The sequence below is a fragment of the Paenibacillus sp. 4624 genome, assembly GCF_050435065.1.
GTDB classification, from domain to species: Bacteria; Bacillota; Bacilli; order Paenibacillales; family Paenibacillaceae; genus Paenibacillus; species Paenibacillus amylolyticus_D.
The window spans coordinates 85,232-106,909 of record NZ_JBNDJR010000004.1 but is presented as its reverse complement, the minus strand read 5'-3'; the positions used below and the strand labels follow the sequence as shown (position 1 = coordinate 106,909).

Annotated in this window: 17 protein-coding genes; all 17 read left to right on the top strand. The window is 46.6% G+C overall.

Translation table 11 applies throughout. From position 1 onward, the window contains the following. Positions 1–71 precede the first annotated feature (71 nt). The 17 genes from rseP to dut all read left to right on the top strand — a co-directional run bounded on the left by rseP (position 72) and on the right by dut (position 21,594). Positions 72–1,343 (top strand): RIP metalloprotease RseP, encoded by a 1,272-nt coding sequence (gene rseP, locus ABIE27_RS10910; RefSeq protein WP_123064481.1) that lies wholly within the window; start codon positions 72–74, stop codon positions 1,341–1,343. 62 nt (positions 1,344–1,405) lie between these two features. Continuing rightward, positions 1,406–2,860, top strand: a complete 1,455-nt coding sequence (gene proS / locus ABIE27_RS10905; protein ID WP_123064482.1) for a proline--tRNA ligase — start codon at positions 1,406–1,408, stop codon at positions 2,858–2,860. A gap of 148 nt (positions 2,861–3,008) precedes the next feature. Next, positions 3,009–7,331, top strand: a complete 4,323-nt coding sequence (locus ABIE27_RS10900) for a PolC-type DNA polymerase III (RefSeq protein ID WP_123064483.1) — start codon at positions 3,009–3,011, stop codon at positions 7,329–7,331. 268 nt (positions 7,332–7,599) lie between these two features. After that, on the top strand, positions 7,600–8,061 hold the full coding sequence (rimP, locus tag ABIE27_RS10895; protein ID WP_123064484.1) for a ribosome maturation factor RimP: 462 nt from the start codon (positions 7,600–7,602) through the stop codon (positions 8,059–8,061). A 124-nt stretch (positions 8,062–8,185) separates the two neighbouring features. Continuing rightward, positions 8,186–9,283: a transcription termination factor NusA gene (gene nusA, locus ABIE27_RS10890; protein ID WP_123064485.1), complete on the top strand. Its 1,098-nt coding sequence runs from the start codon at positions 8,186–8,188 to the stop codon at positions 9,281–9,283. A 28-nt stretch (positions 9,284–9,311) separates the two neighbouring features. Then, complete coding sequence (gene rnpM, locus ABIE27_RS10885) at positions 9,312–9,620, top strand: RNase P modulator RnpM (RefSeq protein WP_123064486.1); 309 nt, start codon at positions 9,312–9,314, stop codon at positions 9,618–9,620. Then, positions 9,613–9,942 (top strand): L7Ae/L30e/S12e/Gadd45 family ribosomal protein, encoded by a 330-nt coding sequence (locus ABIE27_RS10880; protein ID WP_342555501.1) that lies wholly within the window; start codon positions 9,613–9,615, stop codon positions 9,940–9,942. Before rnpM ends, ABIE27_RS10880 begins: the two co-directional genes overlap by 8 nt. Continuing rightward, positions 9,935–12,523 (top strand): translation initiation factor IF-2, encoded by a 2,589-nt coding sequence (gene infB / locus ABIE27_RS10875; protein WP_429350535.1) that lies wholly within the window; start codon positions 9,935–9,937, stop codon positions 12,521–12,523. Before ABIE27_RS10880 ends, infB begins: the two co-directional genes overlap by 8 nt. 25 nt (positions 12,524–12,548) lie before the next feature. Further along, a complete protein-coding gene (gene rbfA / locus ABIE27_RS10870) occupies positions 12,549–12,914 on the top strand; it encodes a 30S ribosome-binding factor RbfA (RefSeq protein ID WP_090923831.1) in 366 nt (121 codons plus the stop codon). Positions 12,915–12,933: 19 nt separating this feature from the next. After that, a complete protein-coding gene (locus ABIE27_RS10865; RefSeq protein WP_123064489.1) occupies positions 12,934–13,911 on the top strand; it encodes a DHH family phosphoesterase in 978 nt (325 codons plus the stop codon). Then, positions 13,905–14,828, top strand: coding sequence for a tRNA pseudouridine(55) synthase TruB (gene truB / locus ABIE27_RS10860; RefSeq protein ID WP_123064490.1), 924 nt, complete (start codon positions 13,905–13,907; stop codon positions 14,826–14,828). The genes ABIE27_RS10865 and truB overlap by 7 nt, the downstream gene beginning before the upstream one ends. Before the next feature lie 69 nt (positions 14,829–14,897). After that, on the top strand, positions 14,898–15,836 hold the full coding sequence (locus tag ABIE27_RS10855) for a bifunctional riboflavin kinase/FAD synthetase (RefSeq protein ID WP_429350534.1): 939 nt from the start codon (positions 14,898–14,900) through the stop codon (positions 15,834–15,836). A gap of 160 nt (positions 15,837–15,996) precedes the next feature. After that, a complete protein-coding gene (rpsO, locus tag ABIE27_RS10850) occupies positions 15,997–16,266 on the top strand; it encodes a 30S ribosomal protein S15 (protein WP_056700672.1) in 270 nt (89 codons plus the stop codon). A 258-nt stretch (positions 16,267–16,524) separates the two neighbouring features. After that, positions 16,525–18,627: a polyribonucleotide nucleotidyltransferase gene (gene pnp, locus ABIE27_RS10845; protein WP_123064492.1), complete on the top strand. Its 2,103-nt coding sequence runs from the start codon at positions 16,525–16,527 to the stop codon at positions 18,625–18,627. Between the two features lie 179 nt (positions 18,628–18,806). Beyond that, complete coding sequence (locus ABIE27_RS10840; protein ID WP_192895098.1) at positions 18,807–19,802, top strand: polysaccharide deacetylase family protein; 996 nt, start codon at positions 18,807–18,809, stop codon at positions 19,800–19,802. Positions 19,803–19,904: 102 nt separating this feature from the next. Further along, positions 19,905–21,185 (top strand): M16 family metallopeptidase, encoded by a 1,281-nt coding sequence (locus ABIE27_RS10835; RefSeq protein WP_429350533.1) that lies wholly within the window; start codon positions 19,905–19,907, stop codon positions 21,183–21,185. Next, positions 21,151–21,594, top strand: coding sequence for a dUTP diphosphatase (gene dut, locus ABIE27_RS10830; RefSeq protein WP_111270048.1), 444 nt, complete (start codon positions 21,151–21,153; stop codon positions 21,592–21,594). Before ABIE27_RS10835 ends, dut begins: the two co-directional genes overlap by 35 nt. Positions 21,595–21,678 lie beyond the last annotated feature (84 nt).

Below are 21,678 nucleotides of genomic sequence, written 5' to 3'. Positions count from 1 at the left end.
CGGCATTAGAGAATAATGATAGTCTAGAGGGACAGACTGCGGTACGTGCCGTGAAGGAGGATGAATAGGGATTGGAAACCATACAAGTGGTGTTTCTAACGGTGCTCATGTTCTTTGTCATCGTAACAGTGCATGAATGGGGGCATTATTATTTTGCCAAGCGCGCCGGTATTCTTGTACGGGAATTTGCGATCGGTTTTGGTCCCAAATTATTCTCATATAAAAGAAATGAGACGCAGTTCACGCTGCGCTTGCTGCCTTTTGGCGGATATGCACGGATGGCAGGAGAAGACCCGGAACTGATTGAAATCCAGGAAGGACAGACCATAGCGGTACGAACAGTGGACGATCAGGTCAAAATGATCTATCTAGACCAACTGGATAACCGTAAAAATGTGATTCGCGGAGAAGTGATCTCCATTGACATGGAGAATGCGCTTAAGTTACAACTGGATGTGGATGGTGAAGTACAACATTATCAAATTCATCCGCAAGCGATGTTGGTTAGCCGTGGTAAAGAGACACAAATTGCACCTAAAGATCGACAGTTCGGCAGCAAAACGGTGGCTCAACGCGCGATGGCTATTTTTGCAGGTCCACTCATGAACTTTATTCTTGCTTTTGTTCTGTTCGCTGTTTATGCGCAAATGGCAGGTGTTCCAGTGGAAAATCCAAAGAATCTGCAGATCGGTGAAGTGTTTAAAGGTGGAGCTGCAGATGAGGCGAACTTGCAAAAAGGGGATATCATCGAAACCATTAATGGTACGGTTATTGGTATAGATTCTAAGAAAATGGTGACGATGATTGCTGAATCCAAAGACAAGCCTATGGAATGGACAATTCGCCGCGGAAACGAGACATTTAATGTCAACATTACACCTCGTGCGGTAGAAGGTCAAGAAGGCGGAAAGGTTGGAATTGCGCCTGTCTTACCTACTCGTTCTGTTGGGTTCGTGGAAATGTTCAAGTTCTCGGGAGTAGCTATGGTGGATACGACCAAGGTTATCTTTGAAGGATTCAGACATTTGATTAATCAGTTTAGCATGGATGACATTGGTGGACCTGTGCGTACGTTTGAGGTAACTGGTCAGATCGCCAAGCAAGGTATTGAGCAATTAACAAGATGGGCGGCGATTCTAAGCCTTTATCTGGGAATCTTCAATTTGCTCCCGATTCCTGCGCTGGACGGCAGCCGTCTCGTTTTCCTCGGAATCGAAGCGTTGCGTGGACGTCCGGTTGACCCTAACAGGGAAGGTATGGTGCATTTCGTCGGGTTCGCGATGCTCTTTGTACTGATGCTGGCAGTAACATATAATGATATACTACGTTTAATTAACGGATAATTACGGTTTGACTATGTGCTGATTATTCAGTACTAGTCGTTATGGGAGGACGCAGGAGTCTTATGTCAAAGGAAAACGATAAACAGTTCGTAACAGAAATTACACCGCAGGGTGAGGATTTCTCTCGCTGGTACATTGATGTTATTAAAAAAGCAGATCTGATGGATTACTCACCAGTTCGTGGCTGCATTGTATTTAAACCGGACGGTTTCGAAATTTGGGAGCACATTAAAGATGAGATGGATCGTCGCTTCCGTGAAACAGGTCACCGCAATGCGTACTTCCCAATGTTCATTCCCGAAAGCTTTTTCCAAAAGGAAAAAGAGCACGTAGAAGGGTTTAACCCTGAGTTGCCTTGGGTAACTGAAGCAGGCGGAGAAAAGCTCGAAGAACGTTTGGCGATCCGCCCAACTTCCGAGACGATCATTGGACATATGTACTCCAAATGGATTCAGTCCTATCGTGATCTGCCAGTATTGATTAACCAATGGGCTAACGTGGTCCGCTGGGAAAAGAGAACGTTGCCCTTCCTTCGCACTAGTGAGTTCTTGTGGCAAGAGGGCCACACAGCGCACGAGACAGAAGAAGAAGCACGCGAAGAAACGATGAAAATGCTTGAAATCTACCGTGAAGTCGTCGAAGAATACCTTGCCATTCCGGTTATTACAGGGCAGAAGACCAAATCCGAGAAGTTCGCTGGGGCAGTGGATACGTTCTCGATTGAAGCCATGATGAAAGATGGACGTGCCGTACAGGCAGGTACTTCTCACTACATGGGGACTAACTTTGCCAAAGCTTTTGAAATTCAATATTTGAGCCGTAATAACGTTCTGGAACTTGCGCATACCACTTCATGGGGAACAAGTACACGTTTGATCGGTGCTTTGATTATGGTTCACGGGGATGACCGTGGTCTTGTACTGCCGCCTAAAGTGGCACCAACTCAAGTGGTAATGATCCCGATTGGACCGCCAAAAACACGTGATGCCGTTGTTGGTCGTGCGGATGAATTGTTTGCTGAACTGAAAAAAGCTGGCATTCGTGTGAAAATGGATGATCGTAGTGATGTCCGTCCAGGCTGGAAGTTCAACGAGTATGAGATGCGTGGTGTACCGATCCGTTTGGAGATTGGCCCTCGTGATATGGAGAATGGCGTATGTGTGCTTGTCTCCCGGATTACTGGAGAGAAGAAAGTAGTTGAGCAAGCAAACCTCGTTGAAGAGATTCAAACGATGTTGACACAAGTTCAGGCAGACATGCTTGATCGTGCTCGCACATTTATGTCTGACAATTTCTACTCCGTAGATACACTGGATGAGATGAAAGAATTGATGGAAAACAAACGCGGATTTACACTGGCTGGCTGGTGTGGATCAGAAGCATGTGAAGATAAAGTAAGAGAAGTTACGGGTGCAACCAGCCGGAACATTCCGTTCCAGCCTGCGGAAGAAAAGCACACATGTCTGGCTTGTGGTGAAAAGGCGCAGCACACGGTTGTGTTTGCAAGAGCATACTAGTTAACGGCTTCATGAAGAGAGCTTATTTACCGGTTTAGTAATGAATGAAGAGCTTCTGTCGGATAAAATGGATCGGTGCGGGTTCGGATCGGGGACATTTTTGAATACAGGAGCTTTTCATGTTTTAAGGGGGCACAGGAGGAACACGATGAGTGGATTTGAGGAGAAGAGAAAACGGTTTGAGTTGTTGATGAAACAGGCAGAACTTCCGGCAGGTTTGACTGACCCTTATTTCTTGGATGGGTGGATTGAACAGGTCGAGACCAATCGTACGAATCGCGAATGGCATATCCAGATTGGTAAGGACACACTGGTGCCTGCGCCGATCTATCGAACGTTCAGTCTGCATATTCAGGAGAAGTTAAATCATATTGCCAAAATTACATTTGCTTTTAAATATACAGACAAGGTGCTGTCTAACGATATCGTAAATGAATATTGGAACCTGTTTCTGGAGTGGGTTACTCGTGAAATTCCGTCTGTAAATGGCTGGATGAATCGTGCGACAGTGGAGTGTGAAGCCGATCTGCTGCAACTGACGATGAGTGATTCCACATCCATGGAACTTGCTCGCAAAAAGCAGATTGATCAAGCCATTACCAGATTCTACGAAAAGTATTTTCACTTGCCACTTCGTATTAAAATGCAGGTGGGCGAAGCGGGAAGCAACAAAGAAGCAATGGAGCAATTCCAGGCTCAGAAGAAAGTAGAAGAACGACAGGTTATCGAAAAAATGATGAGTGAAGTCATCGAGACCGAGCTGCCAGAAGAAGAAGATCAAGGTGATGTGCGGTTGCAGATGGGGTATGAGATCAAAGAGCCGGCTGTACCGATGCAAGAAGTTCAGGATGAAGAGAAGAAAATTACACTCCAGGGAACGATCTTTGGTCTGGACCGCAAGGAACTGCGGAATGGAAATACGTTATTCACCTTCTATCTGACAGACTTTACGGATTCAATGCAAATGAAGATGTTTGCCAAAACCAAAGAAGATGTCAAAATACTCAGCTTGCTGGCAAATGGAAAATGGGTGAAAGTTCGTGGACGTGTAGAGTACGATCGTTTTATGCAAATTCCTGAGCTTGCTATGATTCCTTCGGATCTGACTGAAATCAAAGCACCGCCATCTCGTAAGGATACAGCAGAGGAGAAACGTGTAGAATTCCACTTACACTCCACGATGAGTACGATGGATGCCGTAACGTCGATTGATAAATATGTGAAAACAGCTGCTGATTGGGGACACAAGGCGATTGCCGTCACTGACCATGGTGGTGTTCAGGTCTATCCGGAAGCAGCCAAGGCAGCGAAGAAAAATGGCATTAAAATGATTTATGGCCTGGAAGCGAATGTGGTGAATGACTCTGTAGCGGTTGTCCTGAATCCACAACCAATGGATCTGAAAACGGCCACGTATATCGTCTTTGATATCGAGACCACGGGACTGTCGGTAACGCAGAACAAAATCATTGAGATTGCCGCTGTCAAAGTTCAAGAGGGGAAAGAAGTGGATCGTTTTGCTACCTTTGTCAATCCGCATGAACGAATCCCATACAACATTCAGCAGTTAACCAACATTACAGATGAGATGGTAAAAGATGCACCAGAGCTTGAACCGGTTATTCGTGATTTTGTTGCTTTTGCAGGAGATGGTGTATTGGTCGCGCACAATGCACGGTTTGATATGGGCTTTATCCAGGCATCCCTCAAAAATCTGGACATGCCTGAGCTGCCAAACCCGGTGCTTGATACCTTAGAACTGGCTCGTCTTTTATATCCCAAAATGAAAAATCACCGGTTGAATACACTGGCCGATAAGTATAAAGTTGCGCTGGAAAGCCATCACCGGGCGATCGACGATACGATTGCTTTGGCGGGTATTTTAAATGGACTGATCAATGATGCAGCTCAATTAAAAGGTCTGACGATGTTGGATCGTTTGAATGATTTCGTTGGGGTAGATTTGTCGAATACACGTCCTTTCCACTGCGGAATCTACGCGTTGAATGATGTAGGCAAGAAAAATCTGTATAAGCTGGTTTCCCTCTCACATACCGAGTACTTCAAACGTGTTGCATGTATACCGAAGTCCAAGCTGGTAAGCTTACGCGAAGGATTGGTTGTCATATCTGGCTGTGAAAAGGGAGAGTTTTTCGAGGCAGTTCTAAACAAATCGGTAGAAGAAGCCGAGGAAATCGCCGAGTTTTATGACATTCTGGAGATTCAACCGCTGACCATGTACATGCATCTGGTGGATAAAGGACTTGTTGCCACACCCGAAGAGTTGAAACTTGCGGTTCGTAAAGTCGTAGATATCGGTGCCAAATTGAATAAACCTGTCATAGCTACAGGTAACGTTCATTACTTGGAGCCAAGAGATAAAATTTATCGGGATATTACGATTCATGGGATTACCGGATTCAGTCCGCTTAAAGATCAGCGCAAACCGGATGCTCACTTTAGAACGACAGCCGAAATGTTGGAGGAATTCCAGTTCCTTGGACAGGATAAAGCGTACGAAGTTGTGGTTACCAATACCATTGAGCTAGCCGATCGTTTTGAGGAGATCAAGCTCTTCCCGGACAAACTCTTTACGCCGATTTTGGAGGGCGCGGAGGAGGAAATCCGTAACACCTGTTACAACACGGCCAAATCGATCTATGGTGAAGACCTGCCGGAAGTGATTATTGCTCGTTTGGAAAAAGAATTGCAGCCAATCATCAAATACGGATTTTCTGCCAACTATCTGATCTCGGAACGTCTCGTTAAAAAATCAAATCAGGATGGTTATCTTGTAGGTTCGCGGGGATCGGTGGGTTCGTCCGTCGTAGCAACGTTCCTTGGTATCTCAGAAGTTAATCCGCTTCCTGCACATTATATCTGTGTGAACCCTGAATGTAAGCATAGCGAATGGTTCCTTGACGGTAGTGTACCGAGTGGATTTGACTTGCCAGACAAACCATGTCCTGATTGCGGGGGGAAACTCAAAGGGGAAGGACAGGATATTCCGTTTGAAACTTTCCTTGGGTTTAAAGGGGATAAAGTTCCCGATATCGACTTGAACTTCTCGGGGGATTATCAGCCCCATGCCCATAACTACACGAAAGTGCTGTTTAGTGAGAAAAGTGTGTTCCGTGCGGGTACGATCGGAACGGTCGCTGAGAAAACGGCGTTTGGTTTTGCGAAGAAATACGAAGAACAACATCAAAAGAAATGGCGCGGCGCCGAGCTGAATCGTCTGGCATCCGGCTGTACCGGTGTAAAGCGAAGCACGGGACAGCATCCCGGCGGAATCGTCGTTGTACCGGATTATATTGAAGTGGAAGATGTTACACCTGTCCAGTATCCGGCAGATGATGTTACAGCAGAGTGGAAAACAACCCATTTTGACTATCACGCATTTGAAGAAAACCTGCTGAAGCTTGATATTCTGGGACACGATGATCCGACGATGATGCGTATGCTGCAGGATCTTACGGGCGTTGATCCAACAACGATTCCGATGAATGATCCCAAAGTAATGAGTATGTTCAACTCCACGGATGCCCTTGGCGTAACCCCGGAGCAGATTCGCTCCCCTGTTGCCACATTCGGTGTGCCAGAGATGGGTACGAAATTCGTGCGTCAGATGCTTGTCGAATCCCAGCCGTCGTCTTTTGCCGATTTGCTGCAGATTTCGGGGCTTTCTCACGGGACGGGCGTATGGCTTGGTAATGCGCAGGATCTGATCAAGAACGGCACATGTAACATCAAAACGGTAATTGGCTGTCGGGATGATATTATGTTGTTCCTGATCTACAAGGCGGGAATGGATGCGAGTCTGGCCTTTAAGATTACAGAAAGTGTTCGTAAAGGACGTGGACTGCCGCAGGAATGGATTGATGAGATGAAAAACTGCAAGGTACCGCAGTGGTACATTGACTCCTGTCTCAAAATCCAATACATGTTCCCGAAAGCCCACGCGGCTGCTTACGTTATTTCAGCGGTACGTACAGCATTTTTCAAGTTGTATCATCCGATTGAATATTATGCGACATACTTTACCGTTCGTGCAGACGAGTTGGACATTGAGCTGGTGTGTCAGGGCTATGATGCCATCTATCGCAAAATCGTAGAGATCGAACAGCTCGGTTTCCAGGCACCGCCAAAAGAGAAAAACATGTTACCTGTCCTCGAAATGGCACTGGAGATGACCGCCCGCGGCTTCTCGCTTAAACCGATTGATCTGTACCGTTCGGAAGCGACAAAATTCATCGTGGACGAGAAGTCTTTGATTCCTCCATTCTCTGCACTTGCGGGTATTGGGGATAACGCGGCTCGTAACATTGCTGCGGCTCGCGAGCATGGTGAGTTTTTGTCCATTGAAGATTTCCAGCAGAAGTCCAAAGCAACGAAAACGATCGTTGAACTACTGACCAACATGGGATGTTTCCGTGGTTTGCCTGAGAGCAATCAGCTGTCCTTGTTCTAATAGGTAGAAAATTAGCAGAATAACTTCATTGGTTATGTCCTTAAGCCATATACTTCGATTTTTCCTTCATTAGTGTGGTTGCTATGCAAAGGTGGGTTACTTGTCACTATTACCAGACTATGTTATAATTTTTGAAGTGAACGAGATAGTACGAATTTCTGAAGAGTGGGGAAACCCACTCTTTAGTCTTTGGTATACAAGAATCTTGGGTATTTAATCATCTGCCAGCGATTATAGTTGGTGTGACCTAAGTTGGAGGTTATCGGTTTTGAGCACAACGAATATTAAATCTACCGTGGAAGAAATGATCCAACCCTACTTGAACGAACAAGGCTTCGAGCTGGTTGACATCGAATACGTCAAAGAAGGCAGCAACTGGTTTTTACGGGTGTATGTCGACAAAGAGGGTGGAATCGACATCGACGATTGTGTCTTGATCAGCGAAAAGCTGAGCGCCAAGCTGGATGAGAACGATCCGATCCCATCTGTCTATTTCCTTGAAGTGTCTTCTCCCGGTGCGGAGCGTCCACTGAAAAAAGCGGAGGATGTTGCCAAAGCCGTAGGCAAAAACGTATTTGTTACAACCTACGAGCCGGTGAATAAATTAAAGGAATTCGAAGGCAAGCTGCTTTCCTTTGATAATGGGGAGCTTGTGATTGAAACAGGCAAGAAGCAGCATTCCATTTCTTATGAAAAGGTTGCCAGTGCGCGCTTGGCCATTTTGTTTTAAAGTGCCTTGTTCACTTGATTAATGAAAAAGACACATCTCACGATAACGGCAAGGTGCTCACAAGTTTCGAGCCTTTCGCCGTTTTACGTATGGGATGCCATGTTTGAAAGGGGGATCAACATTCATGAGTATGGATTTTATTGAAGCAATGAATGAATTGGAACGGGAAAAAGGGATCAGCAAGGATGTGCTGTTTGAAGCGATCGAGGCTGCACTTATCTCCAGTTACAAGCGTAATTTTAACACGGCGCAGAATGTACGTGTTGACATGAACCGCAATACGGGGGTTATTCGCGTATATGCCCGCAAACTGATCGTGGAAGAAGTCCTGGATTCACGCACTGAGATTTCATTGCCTGCTGCACGGGAAATCAATCCACACTTCCAGTTGGAAGATATTGCGGAGATTGAAGTTACGCCGCGTGACTTTGGACGTATCGCCGCACAAACGGCTAAACAGGTTGTAACTCAGCGTATTCGTGAAGCCGAACGTGGCCTGATCTACAATGCTTTCGTGGATAAGGAAGAAGATATCGTTACGGGAGTAGTGCAACGTCAGGATCTGCGCAATATCTACATCGATCTGGGCAAAATCGAAGCGGCACTGCCACTCACCGAATTAATGCCGAACGAGAAGTTTGTTCACGGTGACCGCATCAAGGCGTACATCACTAAGGTCGAGAATACGACTAAAGGGCCGCAAATCATTTTATCACGAACTCATCCAGGTCTCTTGAAACGTCTGTTTGAACTGGAAGTACCTGAGATTTTTGACGGTGTAGTTGAAATTCGTTCGGTTGCCCGTGAAGCAGGATTCCGCTCCAAAATTGCAGTACATTCTCGCAACGAGGAAGTTGATCCGGTTGGATCTTGTGTAGGTCCAAAAGGGATGCGCGTGCAGACCATTGTGGGTGAGCTGCGCGGTGAGAAAATCGACATCGTTCGTTTTTCCGAACAAGTGGACGAATATGTGGCAAATGCTCTGAGTCCTTCCAAAGTCTTGGAGGTTCACGTGTTCGAGGAGGAGAAGATGGCTCGGGTGATCGTTCCTGACTATCAACTGTCCCTTGCCATCGGCATCAAAGGTCAAAATGCTCGATTGGCAGCCAAATTAACAGGCTGGAAGATCGACATTAAGAGCGAGAGCCAGGCGGAGCAGGAATTCGGCAGAGAAAAAGATTCTTCTTCGGAAATGCATCAGGATTCCGTCTCCGTCGATTAAAGGAAAGCACGGAGGGGGGCGCTGACGTATGAAACCTAAAAAAGTGCCGCTACGCAAATGTGTGGCATGCCAAGAAATGATGCCCAAAAAACAACTGATTCGCATTGTTAAAACGCCTGAGGACGAAGTGTTAATTGATTTGACTGGTAAGAAGTCCGGACGAGGCGCATATCTGTGTGGCAAAGAGTCTTGTTTCAAGCTTGCACTCAAAAATCGTGCGCTTGATCGAGCCCTGAAGAGTAAAGTTTCACCAGAAATCTATGAACAGCTCGCTGCTGATTTCGTTGCAGTTGAGGATGAATTCATAGCTGCACAGGAGCGTGAACAGGATGAGTGATACGAAAGTGTTGTCTTACCTCGGTCTATCCATGCGCGCTGGTAAGTTGCTCACGGGTGATGAGATTGTGCACAAGGCGGTCCGTTCGGGTGAAGCCAAGATGGTTATAGTTGCAGGAGACGCCTCGGCGAATACACAAAAGAAATTTCGCGACAAATGTGCTACTTACAAGGTTCCGCTTCTTATCGGATTGGATCGTGACCGTATCGGGTCAAGCATCGGTAAAGACACGCGGGTGGTTCTTGCAGTAACAGACCTTGGGTTTGCAAAAATGATCTCCAAGCAAGTCGGTATAATGTCGGAGGTGGAGTATATTGAGTAAACAGGAAAACAAGGAAAAATTGCGAGTTTATGAATATGCGAAGTCCCTTAACATGAGCAGTAAAGAAATTATAACCATTCTTAAGAAGCTGGACATTCCCGTTAACAACCATATGAGTGTGATGGAGAATGGTTCAGTCGGTAAAGTGGAACAATTTTTTAAAGATATTAAATCCACTGCCGCTTCGAAACAAGGTGGCGAAGCCAAGTCTGTTGCGACTTCGGCTGTACGCAGTGACAAACCAGTGGACAGCAACAAGCCGGGCGGCGGAGTGAACACGCCGAGTAACAGTACAACAGCCGGTAGTCCCGTACAAACAAAAATACAACAGGAAAAGCAGGTAGGTATGAACAATAGACCAAATTCCAACAATAACAATGGCACTCAAAGACCAAGCGGCCAAGACAGCCGTAACAGAACAAATTCTTCTTCCCAAGGCTCAAGCCAAGGAGGACAAACAGGAAACCGTCCAAGACCAGCTTCAAGTGGTCAAGGCAGCACAGCTTCACGTCCACAAGGTTCGGGTCAACGTCCGAACAATAGTGGCGGTCCAGGCAGATCTGCAGGACCGAACAGCGGTGGCAACTCTGGCAACAACACTAACCGTACTGGTGGTCAGGGACAAGGTCAGGGACAACAAGGTGGCCAGCGTAGAGGTGGTCAAGGCAATTCCGGTAATAACAGCGGCAACCGTTCCAACAGTGGTGGCGGTGGCGGACGTCGTTTCGACGATAACCGTGGTGGCGGTAACTTCCGTAATAACCGTGGTGGCAAGAACAACCGTAACAGAAATCAGCAGCAGTATGTGCAACGTGAGAAAATCGATAATACACCGAAGAAAATCATCGTTCGCGGCGATATGACGGTTGGTGAAACAGCGAAACTTCTTCACAAGGATGCTTCTGAAGTTATTAAAAAGCTGATTGGTATGGGTGTTATGGCAACCATTAACCAAGAGCTTGATATCGATACCATTCTCCTGCTTGCAGGTGAATTCGGTGTTGAAGTTGAAGTGAAGATTGTGCTTGAAGACGATCGTTTCGAAACTGTGGAAGAGAATGATGATCCAGCAGATCTTCAATCCCGTCCTCCGGTTGTAACGATCATGGGTCACGTTGACCATGGTAAAACAACATTGCTGGATGCCATTCGTTCTACGAATGTAACTGGCGGCGAAGCGGGCGGAATCACGCAACATATCGGTGCTTATCAAGTTGAGATTAACCACAAGAAAATCACGTTCCTGGATACTCCGGGTCACGAAGCATTTACAGCTATGCGTGCGCGTGGAGCACAAGTTACGGATATGACGATTATTGTAGTAGCAGCTGATGACGGTGTTATGCCACAAACGGTTGAAGCGATTAACCATGCCAAAGCAGCAGGTTTGCCAATCATCGTAGCGGTTAACAAAATTGATAAGCCGGGCGCTGATCCTGACAAAGTGAAACAGGAACTGACCAACTATGAACTCGTTCCGGAAGAGTGGGGCGGAGATACGATCTTTGTAAACGTATCTGCGAAACAAAGAATGGGTCTGGAAGGTTTGCTTGAAATGATTCTGCTCGTTGCAGAAGTAAATGAATACAAAGCAAATCCGGATAAACGTGCCCGGGGTACGGTCATTGAAGCTGAGCTCGATAAAGGCCGTGGACCAGTTGCGCGTATCCTTGTACAGCATGGTACACTGAAAGTCGGAGATGCGTTCGTAGCGGGTAACTGTTTTGGTCGTGTCCGTGCAATGGTCAATGATAAGGGCCGTCGTCTCAAAGAAGCCGGACCATCTACACCGGTAGAAATCACTGGTTTGACCGAAGTACCAGGAGCAGGAGATCCGTTCATGGTGTTTGAAGATGAGCGTAAAGCTCGCTCCATTGCTGAAAAACGTGCGATTACGCAACGTGAATCCGATCTGGGTACAAACACTCGTGTAACTTTGGATGATCTGTTCCAACACATCAAAGATGGCGAGATCAAAGATTTGAATGTGATCATTAAAGGTGACGTGCAAGGTTCGGTTGAAGCATTGAAAGGTTCCCTTGCGAAGATCGAAGTTGAAGGTGTACGCGTGAAGATCATTCATAGCGGTGCTGGTGCGATCACGGAATCCGACATCATTTTGGCTGCGGCTTCCAATGCCATCGTGATCGGTTTCAACGTTCGTCCTGAAAACCAGGCAAAAATCACTGCGGATCAAGAACAAGTAGACATTCGTCTGCACCGCGTCATCTACAGTGTTATCGAAGAGATTGAACAAGCAATGAAGGGTATGCTTGATCCAATCTACAAAGAAAAAGTGATTGGCCATGCTGAAGTACGGAATACCTTCTCCATCAGTAAAGTGGGTACCATTGCAGGTTGTATGGTTACCTCGGGCAAAATCACTCGTTCTGCGGAAGCACGCCTGATTCGTGATGGTATCGTCCTTTACGAAGGTAAGCTGGATTCCCTGAAACGCTTTAAAGATGATGCCAAAGAAGTGGCTCAAGGTTATGAGTGTGGTATTACATTGGATAAATACAACGATCTCAAGGAAGGCGACGTTATCGAAGCCTTCATTATGGAGACCGTACAACGATAAGCAAGGAAGTATGAGGTGAACATCAATGGCTAAGATTCGTACAGGTAGAGTAGGCGAGCAGATTAAAAAGGAATTAAGTTTGCTTATCCAGTCAGAACTGAAAGATCCACGCATCGGTTTTATTACGGTGACGGGAGTTGAGGTAACTGGCGACTTGTCGCAAGCCAAAGTTTATCTGAGTGTCTTCGGTGAACAGGAGCAAAAAGATAACTCGCTTAAAGCACTTGCCAAAGCAAACGGCTTTTTGCGCACGGAGCTGGGCAAACGTATCCGGTTCCGTCATGTTCCCGAGTTGATATTTAAGATTGATGAATCAATTGCATATGGCAGCCGAATTGAAAAGCTGCTTGGCGATATTGGTTCCGACAACGACAAAAACGAATCCCAGTAACAGAATAGAGGAGACGGCAATGCACACTTATGAACAGGCGCTCCAGGCAGGAAAACAATTCCTGCTGGAGCATGACGATTACCTGGTCGTGTCGCATGTACAGCCGGACGGTGACGCAGTCAGCTCGACGGTAACGATGGGCTGGCTGCTGTCATGTCTGGGAAAAACATTCACAATGATTAATGAGGGTGAAATTCCATCACGCATGCGTTTTCTGTGTCATGCGGATGCCATTGTGAACATGACCGAAAACCATCCTGAGCGTAAGTATAAAGCAATCATTTGTGTTGATTGTGCTGACTTTGCCAGAGTGGGGCTTACCCGTCAATATTTTGAAGAAGATGCCATTATTTTGAATATCGATCATCATCCTACGAATAACGGATATGGTGCAGTGAACATTATAAAATCCGATGCAGCAGCAACGGCTGAAATTTTGTTTGATTTGTTGCAGCTCTTCGACATTACATGGGATAAGGATATAGCTACGGCAGTATATACAGGTCTGCTGACAGATACGGGTGGATTCCGTTATGCGAATACAAGTCCCAATGTGATGACTGTTGCTTCCCGCTTACTGGAGCATGGCGTAGATGGGCCTTATTTGGCACAAACGCTGCTCGAAGAGGTCACTCTCCCGCAGATCCGCATCTTGAACAAGGCACTGTCATCCTTGCAAATGTCAGAAGACGGTAGAGTTGCCTGGGTTGTTATTACACCAGAAGATATGCAGGAATGTGGAGCAGCGAACGAAGATCTGGAAGGGATCGTGAACTATACCCGTAACATTCGTGGGGTAGAAGTGGGTATCTTTTTCAAAGTGATCAACGACAATGCTGTTAAAGCTTCCTTGCGCTCTGCCGGTAAAATAGATGTTGCAGCACTGGCACAAACTTTTGGTGGCGGTGGACATGTTCTCGCAGCTGGATGCCGACTTGAAGGCAAGGTCGAAGAAAGCGTGGAAAAAGTGTTGAAGCAGGTGAATACACAATGGTAAAACCGTTTGAAGGTATTCTCCCGGTATACAAACCAGCGGGATTTACTTCTCATGATGTTGTAGCCAAAATGCGTCGGATTTTGAAAATGAAGCGTATCGGTCACACGGGTACACTCGATCCACAGGTAACCGGAGTTCTTCCGTTGTGCCTTGGACGAGCGACACGGGTGGTGGAGTATTTGCAGGAACTTCCGAAGGAATATCTGGCGACACTTCGTCTGGGGCTTGCTACAGACACCGAGGATCTGACGGGTGAAGTTATTGAACGTTCGGAATCGCCTGTAGAAGTAACTCAGGAGCAAGTGCAGGAGGTACTGGAGCAGTTTCTTGGCACCATCTCACAGGTTCCGCCCATGTATTCTGCCGTAAAGGTTGATGGGAAACGATTATATGAACTTGCACGTGAAGGCAAAACGGTAGAACGCAAGAGTCGTGAAGTCACCATCTATGAGCTTGAGCTTATCGGAATGGAAACCCACGATGGAACAACGGATATATCGTTCCGCGCCTTGTGCTCAAAAGGGACGTATATTCGCACATTGTGTGTAGACATCGGTCGTGAACTTGGTTTCCCGTCCACCATGGTCAAGCTGGAACGCACCATATCTGCTGGTATATCAGCAGATCATTGTCTTCGTATCGAAGAGGTGGAACAGCATATGAACGAAGGCACGCTTGCTGAAGCATTGATTCCCGTAGATGAAGCAATCTCTTCCATTCCCGCCCATAAGGTTGGAGAGGAACAGACGAAGGGCGCTCTACAGGGCCAAAAGCTGTCAGCACGTTTACTGGAGCCACCTGTGGAGAAGCCAGGGCTACTGCGTCTGTATGCTCAGGATGGAACGTTTCTGGGGATTTTTGAACGGGATGAATTGAAACCAACCGTGAGGGCTGTTAAAGTCTTCTTACCGGAATAAAGAGGCACCGGCTTGGCGTGATGACGAGGTTCAAGCTTGGCCTATCAAGTGAAATGCAGGTGAATGATTGTGAAAACCGTAATGCTAACCTATCCGCAAACATTGCAATCGGCGGAACTGAGTACACATCCCCAAGTGTTGGCTATCGGTCAATTTGACGGGCTGCATCTCGGACATGCAAGCGTCATTCTATCCGCTGTTCGCATCGCTAGGGAATCGGATATGAAGGCAGCCGTCATGACCTTCCACCCACACCCGAAGGAAGTTATGCGCAAAGGGGATTACGAGGGTTATCTCACGCCTCTGAGAGACAAAGAAGAAATTTTGGCTGGCATGGGCGTAGATATACTCTATGTTGTCGAGTTCAATGAATCATTTTCACAGCTCTCGCCAGAGCAATTCGTTCATGAACTGTTACTTCCTCTTCAAACGCGTACAGCTGTTGTTGGATTTGATTTCCGCTTTGGGCACAAAGGTGCAGGGGATGAACAAATGCTTCGTACGCTTGGGCATGGAGAAATGACAGTAGAGACTGTTCCTCCTTTCTTGCTGGGCGGGGAGAAAGTAAGCAGCTCGCTGATCCGTGCTCTGTTGAAGCGTGGTGAGATGGATGAGGCAAGCCAGTGGCTTGGACGTCCTTATAGTGTCAGAGGTACTGTGATTCACGGAGAGAAAAGGGGACGGACGATCGGTTTTCCTACCGCCAATCTCGAACTTACCGATCACTATGTTACACCTGCCAAAGGTGTATATGCTGTACGAGTGAATGTTGGCGATCAACAATTGACAGGTGTGATGAACCTTGGTGTCAAACCTACCTTTCACGAGAATGGAATGAGACCGACGTACGAAGTACATCTGCTTGATTTTGACGGCCAAATTTATGATCAGGAACTGAAAGTGGAACTGGTGCACTACATTCGAAATGAACGAAAATTCGATTCCATTGATGCTCTGATTGCTCAAATCCGTGAAGATGCACTGACTGCAGCTCGCTTACTATCCTAAAAACTATTTAATAAAATGGATGTTTACATTTACTTTGTCCGGGCAAGTATGGTATAATGTACTACGTTGTCGAGTGAGACAACATTAACCTTAGCTTGGTTACACGCTCTCACCGGCGGTGACGAGGCTAATGGCGATTATAATGAAGGAGGTGAATAGGATGGCATTGACTCAAGAACGTAAACAACAACTGATCGACGAGCACAAAACTCATGAGTCCGATACTGGATCACCTGAGGTGCAAGTTGCTATCCTTACGGAAAACATCAGAAGTTTGACAGACCACTTGCGTACGCATAAGAAAGACCACCACTCACGTCGTGGACTTTTGAAAATGGTAGGTCAACGTCGTAAGCTTTTGGCTTACGTGAAAAACAAAGATGTTAAACGTTACAGCGCACTGATCGAAAAACTCGGATTGCGTCGTTAATTATCGTACATGTTTTCAAAATCAACCTGGCTGTTATCCGCCTTTCTTTTGTCTAAAAGGACAAGCGGAGCTTACAGCCGGGTTGTTTTGTAGATGAACATGTTGCCATATATTTGTAGCTGAGGGCTCCGCAAGGAGCTTTTGTTTTGCAAGTCAGCCTGTACTCTGTCCACCATAGCTAATGAATGCTGGACAAGCAGGAAATACTGTGAATATGCAGAATCCATTGTGATAGGAACGAATTAAAGGAGGGATTTCATGGAACAGCGTGTTGAAATGCAGCTTGGTGGAAGAAAGCTTACGCTTGAAACCGGGCGTTTGGCCAAGCAGGCAAATGCTGCCGTAAAGGTAACGTACGGGGATACCGTCGTATTGTGTACCGTGACAGCATCCAGTGAGCCGAAAGATTTGGACTTTTTCCCACTAACGGTGAACTATGAGGAAAGATTGTACGCTGTTGGTAAAATCCCGGGAGGATTTATCAAGCGTGAAGGTAGACCATCCGAGAAAGCAATTCTGGCAAGTCGTCTGACAGACCGTCCGATTCGCCCATTGTTCCCGGAAGGTTTCCGTAATGATGTACAGGTTCTGAACATTGTTATGAGTGTGGATCAGGATTGTGAACCACAAATCGCAGCCATGATTGGTACTTCAGCAGCACTGAGCATTTCCGATGTACCTTTCAGTGGGCCGATTGGCGGTGTGAAGGTGGGCCGTATTGATGGAGAGTTCATCATTAACCCAACGATTGCACAGCTTGAAATCAGCGAACTTGAACTCGTGGTTGCAGGAACTAGAGATGCGATTATGATGGTTGAAGCCGAAGCGAATGAATTACCAGAAGAAGTGATGCTTGAAGCAATCATGTTCGGGCATGACGAGATCAAAAACATTGTGACTGTCATTGAACAGCTTGTACAAGTTGCTGGTAAGGAAAAAATGGAAGTGAAGCTGCATGCCGTTAATGCAGAAGTAAACAGCAGCGTTCGTGAGTTTGCAAGCGCACGTCTGGTGGAAGCAGTTAAAATTGCAGAGAAACATGCTCGTCAGGATGCCATCGATGCAGTCAATGACGAAACGGTTGCTCACTTCGAAGAAAAGTATATTGAAACACCCGAACTGCTCAAAGATGTGAAAGAAGTGCTGCACGATATCGTCAAAGAAGAAGTGCGCCGTCTGATCACTCATGATAAAGTTCGTCCAGATGGACGTGGCCTTGCCGAGATTCGTCCAATTGAGTGTGATACTTCCCTGCTTCCACGTACACACGGTTCAGGTCTGTTCACACGTGGACAAACACAAGCACTGAGCATCTGTACACTGGGTGCACTGGGTGACGTACAAATTCTGGATGGCATCAGTCTGGAAGAAACCAAACGTTTCATGCATCATTACAACTTTCCGCCGTTCAGCGTAGGTGAAGCTCGTCCGCTTCGTGCGCCAGGACGTCGTGAAATCGGACATGGTGCGCTAGGTGAGCGTGCGCTGTCCAAAGTCATTCCTTCTGAAACGGACTTCCCGTACACAATCCGCTTGGTGTCTGAGGTATTGGAATCAAACGGTTCTACATCCCAAGCAAGTATTTGCGCAAGCACACTTGCCATGATGGACGCGGGTGTACCAATCAAGGCTCCTGTAGCTGGTGTGGCGATGGGTCTGATCAAAGACGGAGAGCACGTATCTATCCTGAGTGATATTCAAGGTATGGAAGATCATCTGGGCGACATGGACTTCAAAGTAGCAGGAACACCTGAAGGCGTAACAGCGATTCAAATGGATATCAAAATTGATGGAATCGATCGTCAAATCTTGTCCGAAGCGCTGGCTCAAGCCAAAGAAGGACGTATGCACATTTTGGGTAAAATGACCGAAGTGATGAAAACACCTCGTGAGCAATTGTCCCAATATGCGCCTAAAATTACGACCATGCATATCAATCCGGATAAAATCCGTGATGTTATCGGCGCTGGTGGTAAAATTATCAACAAAATCATCGAGGAAACTGGCGTTAAAATTGATATCGAACAGGATGGACGTGTCTTTATCGCCTCTTCTAACCAGGAGATGAATGATAAGGCCAAAGCGATCATCGAAGGCATTGTACGCGAAGTATTAGTTGGCGAGATCTATGTCGGCAAAGTAAAACGTGTGGAGAAATTCGGTGCATTCGTTGAAGTGTTGCCAAACAAAGAAGGACTGGTTCACATTTCCCAACTGTCCACGGAGCGTGTAGCCAAGGTGGAAGATGTTGTTGCCATTGGTGATTCCATTACGGTAAAAGTAACCGAGATTGACCCGCAAGGTCGGATCAACTTGTCCCGTAAAGCAGTACTAACAGCAGAGGCTCCTGCGCAATCCTAGGTTGCTGACGTTCGTTGGAATAACATATGCATGATTGAATGAAGAGACAGAATGTGAATTTCTGGCTCTTTTTTTAACGTTTAGATGACAGTGCGTCTATTGATAAGATTGCAGTTTCTATTCATATTCTTGCCCTTGTCCTCATATGATGGGGACAAAGACGGCAGGAGGATGGAACTGTGAGAAACCAATCCAAAAAACTGGCGGTTGTTCTCGCGGGTGTGGCAGCGGTCATGCTAATCGGACAAGTCGACAGTGTACGTACATACATTACGGAGATCCGTGATGGTCCGGGAACTCAGAATGCCTTTGATATGTTCAAGGAAGCGACGGGAGAAGAATCATTGTTATCAGCGATCAAGGATAAGGCAGCCGAAACTCGAATTGCACCGGTGAATGCGAGAGTCGATCGGGTATGGAAAGCGATCCCGGGTTATAACGGCCTGGAGATCGACGTAGAAGCAACGTATCGCAAGGCGCTGGGTGGCATGCTGAATACCAAAATTCCATATGTCTATCGCCAAGTTGAGCCGGAAATTCAATTAAAAGATCTGGGAGCACATCCGATTTATCGAGGCAATGCGAGTAAACCTATGGTTTCTTTTATGATTAATGTGGCTTGGGGCAATGAATTCCTCGTTCCAATGCTGGACACGCTTGATGCGGAGAAGGTGAAGGCTACTTTTTTTCTGGATGGAAGTTGGCTGAGCAAAAATGCAGAACTCGCCAAGGAAATTCAGAAGCGTGGACATGAGCTTTCCAACCATGCATATTCACATCCCGACATGAGTCGTTTGAGTGCAGAGCGGGCCCGATTAGAAATTAGCAAAACCCAGGAGTTGTTGCAGCAAACGCTCGGTGTGAAAAATCGCTGGTTCGCCCCGCCATCGGGTGATTTCAATCAAAAAACGGTGGATATTGCGGCTTCCATGGGTTTGCAAACGGTTCTATGGACGGTAGATACGGTGGACTGGCGCAAACCGAGTCCAGACTCTGTCATAGCCAAAATTTCGAATAAAACCGAAGCGGGATCGTTGATTCTCATGCATCCTACAGCTTCCTCGGCAGGAGCACTAAAAGGCATGATTGATTCCATCCACGCCAAAGGTTTGTCGTTAGGAACTGTAAGTGAAACGTTGTCTTCTGAACGGGTGCAAGGCCATACGGTTGAGTGAACGCCGTTTTTTTGTTAATATCAAAAAGTTGGAACCAAATGTCGATTTCAATTTGATCATTATTGAGATCAGGGCAATTATAGAGATGTAGGAGGGCCAACCGTGAAAAAAATTCAGCTGGGCAATGGCCTCAGAGTTGTGATGGAACAAATCCCAACCTGTCGTTCCGTGTCATTTGGAATCTGGGTCAAAACAGGTTCGCGTAATGAGCGAACAGAAAATAACGGGGTATCCCATTTTATTGAACATATGCTTTTTAAGGGTACGGAACGGTTTGATGCTAAAGCGATAGCGGAGCAGTTTGATGCGATCGGCGGTAACGTGAATGCATTTACGTCCAAGGAATATACCTGCTATTATGCAAAAGTATTGGATGAACATCTGCCCATTGCGGTGGATGTGTTGTCCGACATGTTCTTCCGCTCCAAAATGGACGACGGTGAACTCGTCAAAGAGAAAAATGTGATTTTGGAAGAAATCTCAATGTACGAGGATACGCCTGACGATATGGTTCACGATTTGATGGCGCTCGCTGCGTATGGAGAGCATCCACTGGCATATCCAATCCTGGGAACCGAAGAACGTCTTAAAGCGATGGATTCCAGTCATTTACGTGCATATATGAAGGAGCATTACACCATCGAGAATACCGTGATCAGTATTGCGGGTAACATTGACGATAGTGTGATTGATCTGATGGAGAAACATTTTGGCGCGTTTGATGTCAAAGGTGTAACCGAGGAAGTGAACGTGCCAGCTTTTCAAAGCGGTCAGCTCTTCCACAAAAAGAAAACGGAGCAGAATCACATCTGTATCTCGTTTCCGGGCTGCAAAATCGGAGACCCGTTGCAATTTGCCATGGTTGTTCTTAACAATGCGATTGGCGGCGGTATGAGCTCCAGATTGTTCCAGGAAATCCGTGAAAAGCGTGGGCTGGCTTACTCTGTCTATTCTTATCATAGTTCTCATGCGGACAGCGGACTGTTCACGATCTATGCGGGTACAGCGCCGAAACAGACCAAAGAAGTGCTCGATCTGACCAAAGAAGTGCTGAGTGATCTGGCTGTAAATGGATTATCCGAAGATGAACTGCGCAAAGGCAAGGAGCAGCTGAAAGGCAGTCTGATCCTGAGTCTGGAAAGCACAGGCAGTCGTATGAACCGATTGGGGAAAAACGAATTAATGCTTGGCAGACATCATACGCTTGACGAAATGATTGCCAAAATTGAGCAAGTCACGATGAAAGACATCGACGCCGTGCTTGATCTGATGTTTGCAGAGCCATTTGCACTCGCGATGGTAGGTACTTCAGACAAGACGATTGCTGGACTGAGAAGGGATGATTTGGTTGCATTACGTTCAAATAAAGAAGTTACCGGGTAACGAAGATATTAAACTGCCGCAAAAGATGTCCGAGCTGGCTGCTGGCTTTGATGTTGTGGCGGCATTGGAAGAAGAGGTTGTGCTACAGCCGGGGCAACGTACCTTGATCCCGACGGGTCTTGCGATGGCGATGCCAGCTGGGCTGGAAGCTCAAATTCGTCCACGTAGCGGACTCGCGTTCAAACACGGGATTACCTGCCTGAATACACCGGGAACCATTGATGCGGACTATCGTGGTGAGGTGAAGGTGTTGCTCATTAATTTGGGTCAGGAGCCCTTTACGATTGTGCGTGGGGAACGGATTGCTCAAATCGTGTTTCAGACGGTGCCTGCCATTGAATTAACGGAAGTGGCTGAACTTTCAGAGACCGTGCGGGGTGAAGGTGGATTCGGACACACAGGTAAATAACAGTAGTGTAAGTTATTTCTTTTTACAAGTATATAGTTGAGTAAATATAAGTACATCGTGTATCCCAGCCGTCCTTTACAGGGC